We start from the raw sequence: 15,457 nt of genomic DNA, 5'->3' as shown, positions 1-15,457 counted from the left end.
GGCGCCTTGAATGGTCAAGCGCATGGGCATGATGCCCAAACGGCGTGCCCTCGTCAAAAGTCACTGTTAAAACGGATGACTAGTGCTTCAGCCGTTCGGGCTCGAAGGCGCCGGCGATCACCTTTTCCCGCATGCGGTCGAGCAGCGCCAGCGCCGAGGTCTCGCCATTGGCGCGCAACATCTCGCCGAAAGCCGTCTCCAACGCCGCCTCGGCGATGATTTCCGGTTCGATGCCGGCCGACAGGCCTTCCGCCCATGCCTCGCTGTGGCTCTCAACGGCGGTCAGGCGTTTTTCTTCCCTGACCAATGCGTCGATGTCGCTGACACCATGTTCCATTGCGATGTCCACCTTACTGCAAGCGGCGATCCAACAGTGGATCCGGCTTGGGCTGTCAGTTCGTCCGCAGTCTCAATTAAGTCATTGTAAATACGACATTTTTGGGGTCGAAATTCACATTGTCGGCGAGACTGCGCTCAATCGATGCCGAGCTTAGCCGATTAGGCCGGCTTGCGGCATCAAAACCTTCAGTTTGAGTTAATTCCGCAATCGCGCGCTAACGTTTCATTAACACTGTTGCGAAACCGCAACAGATGATTGCACCAGAGCGGGACAGGAGACAATAAGGCACATCACATTGGCGCCGATTGCCACAGGAAATCTGGGCAAAACGCGCTGGCGGCCCGAGCTGCCTCAGTTCCCGTAGCGCGAAGCGATGTCGCGCGACAGCGTCTCGCCTTCCTTCATGTAGCGGGCGATGGCCTCGGTCGCCGAAGGCGTGCATCGCGTGTAGGTGCCGCTGAAGGAGCGGTAGCCGCGGTTGAAGGAGGCGATGAAGCGGGCGCGCCGGTCGGGGTCCGGATTTTCCGACTCGAGCAGCTTTTCCATTTCGACCCGCCACTGGTCGCCCTTTTCGCCGCACAGGTTACGCAGGAAATGCAGCGATCCCAGCACTTCCGCCAACCGCATCAGCCCCGGCTCGAACGGCGCTTCTGCGGCGCGCGCCGTAGCCGGCGAAGCGGCGATGCCGACAGCGAGGCACACGGCGAGAAGAGGGGAAGTGCGGGTCATCGGGGCCTTGCGAAGAAAGGGCAAGGCTTTGTGGCGAAACATTTTGTCGCCTGCAAGGCCATTCTGGATGCTCACGGCGTGGCGCGTTGCGCAGGGCCGAGCAACTCATCGGCGACCGAGAACACGTCGCCGGCAAGCGGCATGTCAGCCATTTGCGCCAGCGTGTAGAATGCCGCGGTCTCGGCATCGTCGTTTGCCACGGGCTCGCCGCCGGCATAGGCGGCGCCGAACACCGTCAGCAGATAGTCGACCGCGTGGTTTTCACCGCTGCCGTCGATATGGATGTCGCGCAACGGTCGGTAGTCGACGGCCTCCAGTCCGGTCTCTTCCCGCAACTCCCGTGCGGCGGCTTGCGGCAAGGTCTCGCCAGGCTCGACCTTGCCGCCCGGATAGGCATAGAGCCCTTGCGATGGCGCCCGCCCGCGCTTGACCAGAAGCACGGCGCCGTCGCGCACGACCGCGACGGAAACGGCCGGTATGATCTTGCGCTTTTCCATGCGTGCCGATCCTTCTGCAGGCTTTTGTGGACCGATTGGGCGAATCCAGCTTTAGCCGTTGCGGCGTGGCGGTTCCATCGCCACTTTTGATGGCACGTCAATCGAAGAGCCCAGATCCATGTGCGGACGCTTTGCCCTGACCGCCACGCCGGTCCAGACCGCCGCCTTTCTTGGCCTGGCCGAGCTGGAGGGATTTCCGGCTCGCTACAACATCGCGCCGACACAGCCGGTGCTGATGGCGTTTGCCGGCCCGCCGCGGGAACCCGGGTCCAACCTGCCGGACCGCCAGGCGATGCTGGTGCGTTGGGGCCTGATTCCGGCTTGGGTCGAGGACACCAAGGCGTTTCCGGTGCTCATCAACGCCCGTTCCGAGGGCGTGTTGCAAAAAGCATCGTTCAAGGCCGCCATGCGCCACCGCCGCGCTCTTGTGCCGGCATCCGGTTTCTACGAGTGGCAGCAATCGGGTTCGGCCAAGGGGCAACCCTACTGGATCCGCCCGCGACGCGGCGGCGTGGTCGCCTTCGCCGGCCTGATCGAGACTTACTCCGAGCCCGGCGGTTCCGAGATGGACACCGGCGCGATCATCACGACTGAGGCCAATGCCGACATCGCCCATATCCACGATCGCATGCCGGTGGTGATCGAGGAACGCGACTTCGTTCGCTGGCTCGATTGCCGCACGCAGGAGCCGCGCCACGTGCTCGATCTGCTGAAGCCCGCCGAGCCGGATTTCTTCGAGGCGATACCGGTTTCCGACCTGGTCAACAAGGTCGCCAACACCGGGCCGGAGATCCAGGAGCGCGGCATCGTTTCGCCGCAAGCTGAAAAGCCCAGGCGCCAGAAGCCTGGCGCGGACGAAAACCAGATGAGATTGTTTTAGAGCAATTCCAGGAAAGTGTGGAGCGCTTAGGTTCGGCGCCTTCGCCGTAACCTTCCGTTCGGAATTGCGTCAAACCATCCAACAGAAGGCTGCCTGCCCGAAAGGCTGCTTTGGGGCCTTCATCTCCAGGGCGCTCGTGGCGCCCTCGTCACCGCCGTCCCATCGTCGGAGACCGTGCCGGTTGCGCCGTTTCAGGCGGCGCGCGGCGAGACGATCTTCTGCGCGGGCTTCTTCTTCTTCGCGGTGTGGAGGAGGGCGGCGACGATGGCCGCCGGGCCGATCGCGCGGTAGTGGTTGGCCAGCGCGGGCTGCGTTTGTCGGATCTGTTCCTGCTTGCTGCGAGCCATGATTCTCTTCCCTGGTAACGGTTTCGTGTTCAGCGTTTGGCGGCTGATTCCGTCCAAATCGTGACACCGGGCGGTCTAGCCGGCGAATGTTTCATCACTGTGCCGACATGTTTAATAAAATGTTTCGCCACGTCTTTACCTGTGATCCAACGACATCTTTCCTAAGCCGAGCGACTTGACGGCAACACCCGCCGGCGCGATAAAGCCGGCCATGAAAACGTCTTTCGCCATTTGTGGCATTTGCATTATTGGCTAGCCTCGCGCTGGTCCGGACGTTTTCGCCTCATCTTTCCCCAGATCGGAAAAAACGCCCCGGCCAGCAGGCTGGAGCCTGTTTTGCGCCGTGGCGCAGGCAAGGCTCCATCCAAGTCTAAGGGATCGGAAGGGCACGTATGTCTGAACCATCGAAGGGCCTCAGCCTTTACAACACGCTGACGCGGACGAAGGAACCGTTCGTTCCGATCGACCCGCAAAACGTGCGCATGTATGTCTGCGGCCCGACCGTTTACGACTTTGCCCATATCGGCAATGCCAGGCCGGCGATCGTCTTCGATGTGCTTTTCCGCCTGTTGCGCCAACTCTACGGCGAAAAGCATGTCACGTATGTGCGCAACATCACGGATGTCGACGACAAGATAAACGCCAGGGCGCTGCGAGACTTCGGCGGCGAGATCGCGGCCGGAAAGTTGTCGCTGAATGATGCAATCCGCAAGGTCACCGAAAAGACCGCCGACCAGTACCACAAGGATGTCGCCGCGCTTGGCTGCCTGCAGCCGACCTACGAGCCGCGGGCGACGGAGTTCGTCGCACCCCGCGCCGACGGCAAGGCCGACATGCTGTCGCTGATCCGCCAGCTGATCGAGCGCGGCCATGCCTATGTCGCCGGCGGCGAGGTGCTGTTCGACACCGCCTCGATGCCGGACTACGGCGAATTGTCGAAGCGCAATCTCGACGAGCAGCAGGCCGGCGCGCGCATTGCGGTCGACGCGCACAAAAAGAACCCGGGCGATTTCGTGCTGTGGAAATTGTCTTCGCCCGAAGAGCCGGGCTGGGAAAGCCCGTGGGGCAGGGGCCGGCCCGGCTGGCACATCGAGTGCTCGGCCATGTCGGCCGCTTATCTTGGCGAGGTCTTCGACATCCATGGCGGCGGGCTGGACCTGATCTTCCCGCACCACGAGAACGAGATCGCCCAATCGCGCTGCGCCCACGACACCAAGGTCATGGCCAATGTGTGGATGCACAACGGCTTCCTGCAGGTCGAAGGTCAGAAGATGTCGAAGAGCCTCGGCAATTTCTACTCGATCCACGAATTGCTGGAGACCGAGACCTTCGGCGGCCGCACCTGGCCGGGCGAGGTGCTTAGGCTGGCGATGCTGATGACGCATTACCGTGAGCCGATCGACTTCTCCGTGCGCAAGCTTGAGGAGGCGGAAAACACGCTGCGCAAATGGAAGCGTGCCGCCGATCTTGCGCCCGCGGCCGCGAAGGACCTGCCGGCCGAAGTGGTGGAAGCGCTCTCGGATGACCTTGCCACCTACACCGCCTTCCAGCGGCTGACGCAGCTTGCCGGCGAGGCGGTCGAGGCTAGCGGCGATGGTGGCAATGCCGCCGCCGCTTCGTTGAAAGCGGCACTGGCCTTCCTCGGCTTCGATGTCGGCGCGGCCAAGGTTGACGAGGCGGCGGTGGCAAAAGCAATCGCCAGACGCTTGGAATTCATCGCCGCAAAGAACTGGGCCGAGGCCGATCGCATCCGCGACGAGCTTCTGGCACAGGGCGTGCAGCTGAAGGACGGCAAGGATCCTGTCACCGGCGCGCGTGTGACGACGTGGGAGATCAAGCGGTGAAGGTGGATGCCTCCATACGGGAGAGGTTGGAGCGAGGCCCCCCTCTCTGTCCTGCCGGACATCTCCCCCTCAAGGGGGAGATTGGATGTCGCCTGGGCTTTCGCCAACCGCCAACGTTGAAGATTGGGCGCCGTCGGCGAAGCTGCTGATCTCCCCCCTTGAGGGGGAGATGCCCGGCAGGGCAGAGAGGGGGGCCTCGCGATGACCCATCATCGTGTATCGCCCGTCAGTCGCGGCAATGCGCGCAAGATGCGCAAGCAAATGACGGATGCCGAATTGAAGCTCTGGAACGAAGTCCGGGCGCATAGGCTGATGGGCCTTTCCTTTCGGCGGCCAATGCCTATCGCAGGCTACATTGTCGACTTTGCTTGTCCCGACAAAAAGCTGATCGTCGAGATCGACGGCTCACAGCACGCTCTTGCCGAAGTTTCGGCGTCCGACGCCGCGCGAACCGCGAAGCTTGAAGGTCTAGGCTGGACCATCCTGCGCTTCTGGAACGCCGACGTGATCCGCGATATCGACAATGTCTGCCAGCACATCGTCATCGTGGCCGGCCTTGCCGCCGCGCCACCAAGGGAGGAGCTCGTCCTGTGATCGATCATCTCGGCATCACCGTTTCCGATTTCGACGCGTCGAAGGCTTTCTACGACAAGGCGATGGCGCCGTTGGGGGCTTCGCTGCTCTACATGGTGCCGCAGGAATATACCGGCGGCGCCAAGGTTGGCGGCTATGGCCGCGACCGGCCGGTGTTCTGGGTGAGCGACAGCACGGACAAGCCGAGATCAACCCAGCACATCGCCTTCACCGCGCGCAGCCGCGCCGAGGTCGACGCTTTCCATGCCGCAGCGCTTGCCGCCGGCGGCAGGGACAATGGCGGGCCGGGCCTGCGTCCGCACTATCATCCGAACTACTATGGCGCCTTCGTCTTCGATCCCGACGGCAACAATGTCGAGGCGGTCTGCCATGATCCGGAGTGAGCCCCTAAAGCAGCCCATGAAACGGAGTGAGCGATGAGCCTCGACAACAGGCCGATCTACACCGGCGGCTGCCAGTGCGGCGCCGTGCGCTTCCGCGTCGAAGGCGCGTTGGGCGACGCCTCGGTCTGCCATTGCCGCATGTGCCAGAAGGCGAGCGGCAATTTTTACCTGCCGCTGGTGTCGGTGCGCGGCGCCACGCTGGACTGGACGCGCGGCGAGCCGAAACGCTTCCGTTCCTCCAACGCTGCCTGGCGCGGTTTCTGCGCCGAATGCGGCACGCCGCTGACCTTCGAAGCGCCCGACGGTATCGCGCTGGCGATCGCCGCCTTCGACGACCCGACCGGCATCGCGCCGACCATCCAGTGGGGGACGGAGGCGAAGCTCCCCTATGTCGACGGCATCCCCAAGCTGCCGTCCGAGGACACGATGGCCGATATCGCCTCTGCGCCTTACCTCGCCGAGCTCGTCTCCTATCAGCATCCAGACCATGACACCGACCAATGGCCGCCGGAGGAAAGACCATGACCGATCAAGTTCGAACCGGCGGCTGCCAGTGCGGCGCCGTGCGTTTTCGCGTGCACGGCAAGCTTGGGCGCCCGTCCATCTGCCATTGCCGCATGTGCCAAAAGCAGTTCGGCAATTTCTTCGGCGCTCTCGTGACGGTGCCGAAGGACGGCGTCGAATGGACCCATGAGGAACCGACCTATTTCCAGTCCTCGGTCAACATCGACCGCGGCTTCTGCGCCCGCTGCGGCACGCCGCTGACCTACCGCCAGCCGGGCGCGCTGGAGATCGCCATCGGCGCGTTCGACGACCGCTCCGATCTCGCGCCGCAGATCCAGGTCAACTACGCGGTGCGGCTGCCCTGGGTGGAGAAGATCTTCGAGGCCCCGATCCTCGACGATCCCGATTTCTACCGACGGCAGGAGCAGATCATCTCCTTCCAGCACCCCGATCACGAGACGGCCAATTGGCCGCAGCAGGGCTTGAAACTATGACGATCCACAGTGGTTCCTTGCGCAGCCTCTATCCCGAGATCGAGCCGTTCGAGTCGGGCATGCTCGATGTCGGCGACGGCCACACCATCTACTGGGAGCGCTGCGGCACCAGGGGCGCCAAGCCCGCAGTGTTCCTGCATGGCGGCCCGGGCGGCACCATCTCGCCAAAACATCGGCGGCTGTTCGACCCGAAGCTCTACGACGTCATCCTGTTCGACCAGCGCGGCTGCGGGAAATCGACGCCCAACGCCTCGCTGGAGGCCAACACCACCTGGCATCTCGTCGCCGACATAGAGCGCCTGCGCGAGATGGCCGGCTTCGACAAATGGCTGGTCTTCGGCGGTTCCTGGGGCTCGACGCTGGCGCTCGCCTATGCCGAGACGCATCCCGAGCGCGTCAGTGAGCTCATCGTGCGCGGCATCTATACGCTCACCCGCGCCGAGCTCGAATGGTATTATCAGTTCGGCGTCTCGGAGATGTTTCCCGACAAATGGGAGCGCTTCCTCGCGCCTATCCCCGAGGCCGAGCGCGGCGACATGATGGCCGCCTATCGCAAGCGGTTGGTCGGCTCCGACCGCGCGCGCCAAGTCGAGGCCGCCCGCGCCTGGAGCATCTGGGAGGGCGAGACGATCACGCTGCTTCCCGAGCCCGAGACCAGCGATCCTTTCGCCCAGGACGACTACGCTGTCGCCTTCGCCCGCATCGAGAACCACTATTTCGTCCATGCCGGCTGGCTGGAGGAAGGGCAGCTGCTCCGCGACGCCTGGAAACTGGAGGACATCCCCGGCACCATCGTCCACGGCCGGTACGACATGCCGTGCCCGGCGAAATATGCCTGGGCGCTGCACAAGGCCTGGCCGAAGGCCGATTTCCACCTCATCGAAGGCGCTGGCCACGCCTATTCCGAGCCTGGGATTCTGGATCGGCTGATCCGGGCCACGGATCGGTTTGCAGGGAAATAATGATGCAGGTTCGTGCTCTACGGCGCCCCCCTCTGGCCTGCCGGCCATCTCCCCCACAAGGGGGGAGATCAGCAGCTTCGGCCCTGCCGCTTCTCCTGCAACGCTGGAGATTGGCGAAAGCCGAAGTGCCGTCCAATCTCCCCCCAAGTGGGGGAGATGTCCGGCAGGAGAGAGGGGGGCGCGAAGGAGCGCGGCATTTCGAGCTATCGCCATGAAGAAACAACGCCTCTATCTCTTCGACACCACTCTGCGCGATGGCCAGCAGACGCCGGGCATCGACTTTTCCGTCGAGGACAAGATCGCCATCGCAAAACTGCTCGACGCGTTCGGGATCGACTATGTCGAGGGCGGCTATCCGGGCGCCAATCCGACCGACACCGCCTTCTTCCAGAAGAAGCGGACGGAAAGCGCGAAATTCGTCGCCTTCGGCATGACCAAGCGTGCCGGGGTCTCGGCTTCCAACGATCCGGGGCTGGCGGCGCTGGTGCAGTCGAAGTCGGACGCCGTCTGCTTCGTCGCCAAGAGCTGGGACTATCATGTGCGCGTGGCGCTCGGCTGCACCAACGAGGAGAACCTGGAGTCGATCAAGGCCTCGGTCGAGACGGCGGTGGCCGCCGGCAAGGAGGCGATGGTCGACTGCGAGCATTTCTTCGACGGCTTCAAGGCCAATCCCGATTACGCGCTGGCCTGCGCCAGGACCGCCTATGAAGCCGGCGCGCGCTGGGTGGTGCTGTGCGACACCAATGGCGGCACGCAGCCTTCGGAAGTGCGCGAAATCGTCGGCAAGGTGGTCGCCGGCGGCATCCCGGGCGACCATCTCGGCATCCATGCGCATGACGACACTGGACAGGCGGTGGCCAATTCGCTGGCCGCCGTAGAAGCTGGTGTGCGCCAGATCCAAGGCACGTTGAACGGCATCGGCGAACGCTGCGGCAACGCCAATCTGATCACCATCATCCCGACGCTTTCACTGAAGCCCGCCTTCGCCGACCGCTTCGAAACCGGCATTTCGGCGGAGGATCTGACTGGAATATCCAGGCTTTCCCGTGCCTTCGACGAATTGCTCAACCGCGCGCCGGAAGCGCAGGCGCCCTATGTCGGCTCCTCAGCCTTCGCCACCAAGGCCGGCATCCATGCCTCCGCGCTTGCCAAGGAGCCGGCGACCTACGAGCACGTGCCGCCGGAAGCCGTCGGCAACCGCCGTCGCGTCATGGTCTCCGATCAGGGCGGCAAGGCCAATTTCCTGGCCGAGCTGAAGCGGCGCGGCATCGATGTACCGAAGGACGACAACCGGCTCGACTCCCTGATCGCCGTCGTCAAGGAGCGCGAGGCCGAAGGCTATGCTTATGAAGGCGCCGACGCGTCCTTCGAGCTGCTCGCGCGAAAAATGCTGCACGGCTTGCCGGAGTTCTTCAACGTCACCTCTTTCCGCTGCATGGTCGAGCGCCGCTTCGACGCCAACGGCAATCTGAAGACCGTCTCCGAGGCGATCGTGAAGGTCGAGGTCGACGGCGAGGAGAAGATGTCGGTGGCGGAAGGCCACGGCCCGGTCAATGCCCTCGACATCGCGCTGCGCAAGGACCTCGGCAAATACCAGAGCGAGATCGTCGACCTCGAGCTCGCCGACTTCAAGGTGCGTATCCTCAATGGCGGCACCGAGGCCATCACGCGCGTCCTGGTCGAATCGCATGATTCCACCGGCGCCCGCTGGTGGACCGTCGGCGTCTCGGAAAACATCATCGACGCCTCCTTCCAGGCGCTGATGGATTCGATCATCTACAAGCTGATGAAGAACCGCGAGATGGCTGGGCTGGTGGCAGCGGAGTAGGGGGAATCGGATCGTCAGCCGGCTCGATAGTCGGCATCATAACCGAACCGCCTGAAATCCTCCGCATAGGCCCGCCTGACCTGATCAACCAGCGGCCGCGTCCATGCAATTCCTGGCGTCGGGGCAGACTGGTTGAGCGGTTTTGCCAGCGAGTTTCGAATTTCCTCCGAAGCGCCTAATCGGGCCAAGACAGGATTCAAGCCTTCGGCCAGGGATTCGAGCTTTATGATGTCGATCCTGAAGTCGCTCGAATTCGGAATTATTGCTGACATTAGGCCCCAATGGCCGTTCTTGCCGAGAGCAGCCGTTGTGCAGGCGCCTTTGACGAAGCTGTCGAAAGACAGTTGGTCTCGGTCGATGTCCGACGAGGACAATGAGGTCATGTCGCCCATCAATTGCTCAATCAGTCCGGTATTTCCTGGGTCGGATAGTTTGAGCTTATAGAACTTGTTGAGATAACATGACCGCAATCTGGAGAATGGATTTCTCACCACGGAGAAAATCAGCGTCTCCGGGTCGCGCAGCAGCGATTCGAACAGTTTTACGCCGACGTCGCTCGGGGCAAGCAGTCCGGATTTTCGACGCGAATGATATGCCTCGGGATCGTCATCATGGTTGATTCCGTAGGCGCAGATCGAAAGCAGTCGCTTGACTGTGGTGCAACCCGCCTTGGGTACCTCCACATAGATCAGCTTTCGGTCCGGGAAAACGTGAAAGAAGTAATCGATGTCTGTTGTTGCGCGGTAAGCCCGATAGGCGACCGAGTCGGCCAGATGACGCCTTACACCCAGCTGTGCTCGGAAGAAAGTATACTTCCTATTCTTTATGGCACTTGTCAGGCGCGACATTGAAGGGTTCCAGAATCACTTCATATTGGAATTCCCCCAAGCGCCAAAATGAGGCTATTACTTCGGGCGGGCCATCGCAAACAGAAAATTCTGTAGGCGGACCGGCGGAGGCGAATTGTGATGCGGCGCCACGGAAAGGAATCGGTCCCGGCCCGCTGAGCCATCACCAAAACTCCGTTGATCCATCATAATTTTGTGATGGTCTTGGGCGGTCCGCTGGGCCATAGCGTTGGGCCATGGTCACCGCTACAGCCGATCTCGATCAAGACGCCAAGGGCCGACGCGGCTTCCTTCTGGCGCTTGGCGCTTATTTCCTCTGGGGGCTCTTGCCCTTCTACATGAAGGCGGTGGCGCATCTGCCGCTTGCCGAGGTGATCGCCAACCGCGTCGCCTGGTCGGTGCCGATCGCGGCGGCGGTGCTGATCTGGGCCGGCCGCACCGCCGACTTCAAGGCGGCGATCCGTTCGCCCAAAAGCCTTGCCATGGCGGCACTGACGGCGGTGCTGATCTCGGTCAACTGGGGCATCTATGTCTGGGCGATCGCGGTCGACCGCACCGTGGAGACCGCGCTCGGCTATTACATCAACCCGCTGGTCAATGTCGTCGTCGGCGCGGTGCTGCTCGGCGAGCGGCTCGACCGGCTGCAGGTCGCGGCTGTCGCGCTGGCAGCGGTCGCGGTGACGGTGCTCACCGTCGAGGCCGGCAAGCTGCCCTGGGTGTCGCTGGCGCTCGCCTTTTCCTTCGCCGCCTACGGCTTCTTCCGCAAGACCCTGCCGATCGGCCCGAGCCAGGGTTTCCTGCTCGAGGTGCTTTTGCTGTCGGTGCCGGCGCTCTGCTACATCGCCTACCTGGTTGCCACCGGCCAGGACCATCTCATCTCCAGCACCGGTGCCGACACGGCCTTGCTCATCGGCTGCGGCCCGATCACCGCTGTACCGCTGCTGCTGTTTGCCTTCGGCGCCAGGCTGCTGCGCCTCTCCACCATCGGCATCATGCAATATATCGCCCCCACCATGGTGTTTCTGATTGCCGTGCTGATCTTCGACGAGCCGTTCGGCACCACCCAGGCCATCGCCTTCGCGCTGATCTGGATGGCGCTGGCGATGTACAGCTGGTCGATGTTCAGGGGCCGCGAAGCGCGGCTGGCGTCGCCGGCGACGAGATAGGGATCGGCGCGCTACACGCGCCCCAGCCGTCGCACGATCTTGTAAACAATGCCGGCAATGACGACCGAGATCGCCGTCACCACCCAAAAACCGTGCGGCGTGTCGACCAGCGGCAAGCCTCCGACATTCATGCCGAACAGGCCGGAAATGATGGTCGTCGGCAACAGCACCGCCGTCATGACAGAGAGGATGTAGAGCAACTGGTTCGACTGTTCGGTGAGCTTCGCCATCAGCTCGTCCTGCAGCAGCCGCGTGCGCGCCTGCAACTGCTCGCTGTCGTGATGCAGCGTGTGCGCCCGGTGCGAGAGGCGTGTAGCCATGTCGTTGATCGGGTCCGGCAGCTCGTTGCGATGCGAATGGTCGAGGTGGCGGAAGAGGCTGGTGAGCGTCGCCATCTGCCGGTGGATCAGCACCAGCTGCCGGCGCGCGTCGACCAGCGCCTGGCGTTCATTGTGCCATGCATCGCACACGATGCGGTCCTCGATGCCGTCGAGCGTGTCGCCCATCTTGTCGAGCTCGGCTGCCATGCCGTCGAGCGACTGGCCCATCACCGCCTCGATCAATTCGGCCGGCGTGCGGAATTTCCGCGTTCCGCTCTCCACCAGCTTGCGGATCTTGTCGACCGATTCCAGCGGCTGCTTGCGGGCGCCGACCAGCATCTTGTCGTTGAAGGCGAAGCGGAAATGCGTGAGTCCGCGCGCCTCGGCAAAATCGTGCCTGAGGTCCGGCAGGTCGCCATAGAGGAAGTCGTCCTCGAAATCGATCTGGCAGCCATGGCTTGGCGACAGGAAGGCGTCGCGCACAGGCGCCGGCAGGGCCGTCTCGGCGCCGATCTCGTGGCGGGCGCGCATGTCGGTGATCTGGTAGCTGCGCCAGCTCCAATGCGCCTCGGCGGGATCCGCGGTGCGGGAACCGTCCGCCTTGAAATGGTAGATGAAGAACAGCCCGTGCTCGTCCGGCAGATAGGGCGAGAGATCAGTGCCTTCAGCGGGGAGGGCGATGTTCATGGCGGCTTCGCCGGTTCTTGATGCAGTCGCGGTCGCGGGGGCGGCCACGGCAAACCTACCATGGCGGTTGCCGCCTGGTGTGACAGTTTGATGACCGGGCTTTCAGCATGCCCCCGCTCGGCAGGGCTGTCCTATCGTTTGCGCTTGCCGAACGGGTCGTGCAGCCGGCAACGGCCCAGTCAAATGGTAGGTCGGTGAGCCGGCACCGCTATCCCGCTGCCAGCCACTCCCGCGACTGCGCGAAGGTCCTGAAGGATGTTGCGTCCATCGGCCGCCCGAAGGCGTAGCCCTGGAGGATGTCGCAGCCAAGCTCTTTCAGGATGCGCGCATGTTCCATCGTCTCGACGCCTTCCGCCACGACCCCGATGCCGAGCGATTTGCCGATCTCTATGATTGACGACACCAGCCGCCGCTGCGCCGGCGAGCCGGTTATCGGCGTGACGAGCTGCCGGTCGATCTTGAGACGGCGCGGTTGCAGTTTGAGCAGGCTGACGACGGATGCGTAGCCCGTGCCGAAATCGTCGATCTCGATGTCGATTCCGAGCTCCTTGATGTGCTCGATGTTCCAAGCGACAAGGTCGTCGTGCTCGTCGAGAAAGATAGATTCCACGAGCTCGAACGAGACGGTTCCCTTCTTGATCGCCAGCTTGCGCAGGCCGTTGATGAGATCCTTGTCTTCCAGCCTTCGTGCCGAGACATTGACCGAGACGCGCGGGATGTTGAGCCCGTCGAGCGACCAGCGCTGGAAATTCTCGAGCGTTTGTTCGAGGATCGTGCGGTCGATGAGCGAGACCACGTTCAATTCCTCGGCCACCTTGAGGAACACGTCGGGGCCGAGGATGCCGCGCTGTGGATGGCGCCAGCGCGACAGCGCTTCGACACCGACGATCTCGAGCGTGTTGGCGTCGAACTGCGGCTGGTAATAGGCAATGAACTCGTTGCGCTCTAAGCCGCCGAGAATCTCGTCGGCGGTTTGCTTGGTCTTCACGATCTCGCTTTGCAGCTCTTCGTTGAAGAACTCATAGCGGTTGCGCCCTCGGCTCTTGGCTCGGTAGAGCGCGAGGTCGGCATTGACCAGCAATTGCTTGGCATCGATGCCGCTATTGGCCGCAATCCCGATGCTGACTCCAAATCGGCATTGATGGCCCTTATAGTCGACGGGTTGGCGCATCTCTTCGATGATCCGGTCCGCAAGGGCGGCGAGTTCATCGTCCCTGCGTCCGCGGCACACCACGATGAACTCGTCCCCGCCGATGCGCGCCACGAAGTCGGCTGTCCGGGCATTGGCCTTGATGACCTTCGATGCATGAATGAGCATGGCGTCGCCTGCCGCGTGGCCGAGCGTGTCGTTGATCTGCTTGAAGCGGTCGAGGTCGAGATGCAGCAGTGCGGTGCGATCATCGTGCGCCCCGGCGAGCATCTCATCGAGATAACGGCGATTGGGCAGGCCTGTCAGAGAATCATGCAGCGCGACGTGCTCGATCCTAGCCTTGGCGGTCTCGAGCTCGGCATTCTCCGATTCCGACAATTGCCGCTCACGCACCAGATTCTCGTTGAGCAGGACGTCGCTGGTCACGTCCCATTCGGCGCCGATCATCTTGGGCGTGTCGTCGGCGTCCTGCAGGAAGCCTGCTCGGGTGCGCACATGGCGGACGGTGCCGTCAGGAAGGAGAAGACGGTACTGCGAGGAATAGCGGCCGTGGGTCGCGGCCGCCGTGTCGAAGTCCTTCCTTGCGCGCTCCAGGTCGTCTGGATGAATGGTCAGAGCCCAGTCGTCATAGCCACGCGGCCGGCCGTCAGCCGGCTTGCCATAGATTTCGTTGACGCGATCATCCCACACGAGCTGCGAGGTGGCGAGGTCGTGTTCCCACACGCCGATGCCCGACGCGTCGAGGGCAAGCTCCAGCCGCTGCGAAAGCCGCCGCAGCTCCGCGTAGTTCTTCTGTCTCTCGCCGAACAACCAGCCGGCTATCAAGATGGGCAACACAACCAGCGCGCCGGCCAGCGCCATCGTTGCCCACAAGGTGGCCTCGTTCTTCGGCGTGGCCGGCCAGCCGTGTTTCGGTATCGCCGACAATTGCCAGGACCCCAGCGGCAGTTCCACTTCGGCCGTCACCGGGGTGCCGTTGACCACGTTCTCGCTGCCGAAGAAGCGCTGGCCGCCGCCGCCCAGCGCGTCCTTGCCTGTCAGGGCGACCTCGATATCGAGGTCCGGGTCGGTGAGGCCGCTTGCGGCAAAGAGCCTGTCGACATCGATGACCGCGGAGAGAATGCCCCAGAACCGGTCACCGCCGCCCACTGTCGGTACGAAAATCGGAATCCTGCCGATGAACCCTCGGCCGCCCTGGACGAGGTCTACCGGACCCGCCAGGACCAAGGCGCGCTGGTCGCGGGCCCGCAGCGCCGCCATGCGTTGTGCTTCATTCTTGCGGTAGTCGAGTCCGAGCGCCTTTTCGTTGCCTTTCATCGGGTACATCAACGAGATCACAAGGTCGGGCGCGCCGGCAATGTTGCGCAGCTGCGATTTCTCCTTGAACAGGTTCGCGGCGAGCGCCGCAAATCGCTGTTGCCCCATATACGGCTCGGTCGTCACCGCCGAAGCAAGGCCCTGCACCAGCTGCAGGTTGCCGTTTATGTTGCCCTCGAGCTTGGCGCGGATGATGTTGACCTTGGCGAGCACCTCGGCGCGCAACAGTTGGTCGGAGACTTTTCTGTTTTGCTGGTCGACGAAGAGCGCGCAGATCGCAAGCACGAAAACAGCGATTGCCGCCGGCAAGTTGGCGGAAGAGAAAACGGCCGGTCTGATGCGGCCGATATTGAAACCCGTCCAGGTCAATTCGACAGGAATACCTTTCGCGGACAGAAATCCGTCGGTTGAAGCTAGCAGGAAGTGCTTAAATTTAAACTTCCGGCCCGGCTTCAAGTTGCGTCACTGGCAGCTTCGCGGCTTATTTTCAGCCCAAAAACTGGAGCGATGCTTAACGCCGGCTAACTGGCCGCGGCTTCCCGTTTCATCCGGACGAGTCGCGATTTC

General features: G+C 62.9%; 16 protein-coding genes. 9 read left to right on the top strand and 7 right to left on the bottom strand.

Annotated elements, in window-relative coordinates; all coding sequences use genetic code 11:
• Nucleotides 1-79: 79 nt before the first annotated feature.
• The 3 genes from EJ069_RS14655 to EJ069_RS14645 form a co-directional block, all read right to left on the bottom strand.
• Entirely contained in the window at nt 80-337 is a 258-nt protein-coding gene (locus tag EJ069_RS14655) for a hypothetical protein (protein ID WP_040984202.1), read from the bottom strand.
• Between the two features lie 354 nt (nt 338-691).
• Nucleotides 692-1,069 (bottom strand): TIGR02301 family protein, encoded by a 378-nt coding sequence (locus tag EJ069_RS14650; RefSeq protein WP_126061891.1) that lies wholly within the window; start codon nt 1,067-1,069, stop codon nt 692-694.
• 71 nt (nt 1,070-1,140) lie between these two features.
• Nucleotides 1,141-1,566 carry an NUDIX hydrolase gene (locus tag EJ069_RS14645; protein WP_126061890.1) on the bottom strand — a complete coding sequence of 142 codons (426 nt, stop codon included), beginning with the start codon at nt 1,564-1,566 and terminating at the stop codon, nt 1,141-1,143.
• A gap of 118 nt (nt 1,567-1,684) precedes the next feature.
• Here EJ069_RS14645 and EJ069_RS14640 point away from each other — a divergent pair, with 118 nt between their 5' ends.
• Nucleotides 1,685-2,446 (top strand): SOS response-associated peptidase, encoded by a 762-nt coding sequence (locus EJ069_RS14640; RefSeq protein WP_126061889.1) that lies wholly within the window; start codon nt 1,685-1,687, stop codon nt 2,444-2,446.
• A gap of 191 nt (nt 2,447-2,637) precedes the next feature.
• On the opposite strand, the gene EJ069_RS14635 is transcribed toward EJ069_RS14640, so the two are convergent.
• Nucleotides 2,638-2,793: a hypothetical protein gene (locus tag EJ069_RS14635; RefSeq protein WP_108702811.1), complete on the bottom strand. Its 156-nt coding sequence runs from the start codon at nt 2,791-2,793 to the stop codon at nt 2,638-2,640.
• Nucleotides 2,794-3,185: 392 nt separating this feature from the next.
• Between EJ069_RS14635 and cysS the strand changes: the two genes are divergently transcribed.
• The 7 genes from cysS (at nt 3,186) to cimA (ending at nt 9,402) form a co-directional block, all read left to right on the top strand.
• Complete coding sequence (gene cysS / locus EJ069_RS14630) at nt 3,186-4,637, top strand: cysteine--tRNA ligase (protein ID WP_126061888.1); 1,452 nt, start codon at nt 3,186-3,188, stop codon at nt 4,635-4,637.
• 201 nt (nt 4,638-4,838) lie between these two features.
• Entirely contained in the window at nt 4,839-5,231 is a 393-nt protein-coding gene (locus tag EJ069_RS14620) for a DUF559 domain-containing protein (RefSeq protein ID WP_126061887.1), read from the top strand.
• A complete protein-coding gene (locus EJ069_RS14615) occupies nt 5,228-5,614 on the top strand; it encodes a VOC family protein (RefSeq protein ID WP_126061886.1) in 387 nt (128 codons plus the stop codon). The genes EJ069_RS14620 and EJ069_RS14615 overlap by 4 nt, the downstream gene beginning before the upstream one ends.
• Before the next feature lie 33 nt (nt 5,615-5,647).
• The gene (locus EJ069_RS14610; protein ID WP_126061885.1) at nt 5,648-6,139 is read left to right on the top strand and encodes a GFA family protein; all 492 of its coding nucleotides are present in this window, start codon (nt 5,648-5,650) and stop codon (nt 6,137-6,139) included.
• Nucleotides 6,136-6,612 carry a GFA family protein gene (locus tag EJ069_RS14605; RefSeq protein WP_108702816.1) on the top strand — a complete coding sequence of 159 codons (477 nt, stop codon included), beginning with the start codon at nt 6,136-6,138 and terminating at the stop codon, nt 6,610-6,612. The genes EJ069_RS14610 and EJ069_RS14605 overlap by 4 nt, the downstream gene beginning before the upstream one ends.
• Nucleotides 6,609-7,574, top strand: a complete 966-nt coding sequence (gene pip / locus EJ069_RS14600) for a prolyl aminopeptidase (RefSeq protein ID WP_126061884.1) — start codon at nt 6,609-6,611, stop codon at nt 7,572-7,574. Before EJ069_RS14605 ends, pip begins: the two co-directional genes overlap by 4 nt.
• A 211-nt stretch (nt 7,575-7,785) precedes the next feature.
• Nucleotides 7,786-9,402, top strand: a complete 1,617-nt coding sequence (gene cimA, locus EJ069_RS14590; RefSeq protein ID WP_126061883.1) for a citramalate synthase — start codon at nt 7,786-7,788, stop codon at nt 9,400-9,402.
• Between the two features lie 14 nt (nt 9,403-9,416).
• On the opposite strand, the gene EJ069_RS14585 is transcribed toward cimA, so the two are convergent.
• On the bottom strand, nt 9,417-10,250 hold the full coding sequence (locus EJ069_RS14585) for a sulfotransferase family 2 domain-containing protein (protein WP_126061882.1): 834 nt from the start codon (nt 10,248-10,250) through the stop codon (nt 9,417-9,419).
• Between the two features lie 236 nt (nt 10,251-10,486).
• Here EJ069_RS14585 and rarD point away from each other — a divergent pair, with 236 nt between their 5' ends.
• Complete coding sequence (gene rarD / locus EJ069_RS14580) at nt 10,487-11,416, top strand: EamA family transporter RarD (RefSeq protein WP_126061881.1); 930 nt, start codon at nt 10,487-10,489, stop codon at nt 11,414-11,416.
• 11 nt (nt 11,417-11,427) lie between these two features.
• On the opposite strand, the gene EJ069_RS14575 is transcribed toward rarD, so the two are convergent.
• Entirely contained in the window at nt 11,428-12,423 is a 996-nt protein-coding gene (locus EJ069_RS14575; protein ID WP_126061880.1) for a transporter, read from the bottom strand.
• A 208-nt stretch (nt 12,424-12,631) separates the two neighbouring features.
• Nucleotides 12,632-15,229, bottom strand: a complete 2,598-nt coding sequence (locus EJ069_RS14570; RefSeq protein ID WP_189476487.1) for an EAL domain-containing protein — start codon at nt 15,227-15,229, stop codon at nt 12,632-12,634.
• Nucleotides 15,230-15,457 lie beyond the last annotated feature (228 nt).

Origin of the sequence: Mesorhizobium sp. M2A.F.Ca.ET.043.05.1.1 (assembly GCF_003952445.1) — a bacterium.
Lineage (GTDB): Bacteria > Pseudomonadota > Alphaproteobacteria > Rhizobiales > Rhizobiaceae > Mesorhizobium.
This window is presented reverse-complemented; position numbering and strand designations above follow the sequence as displayed.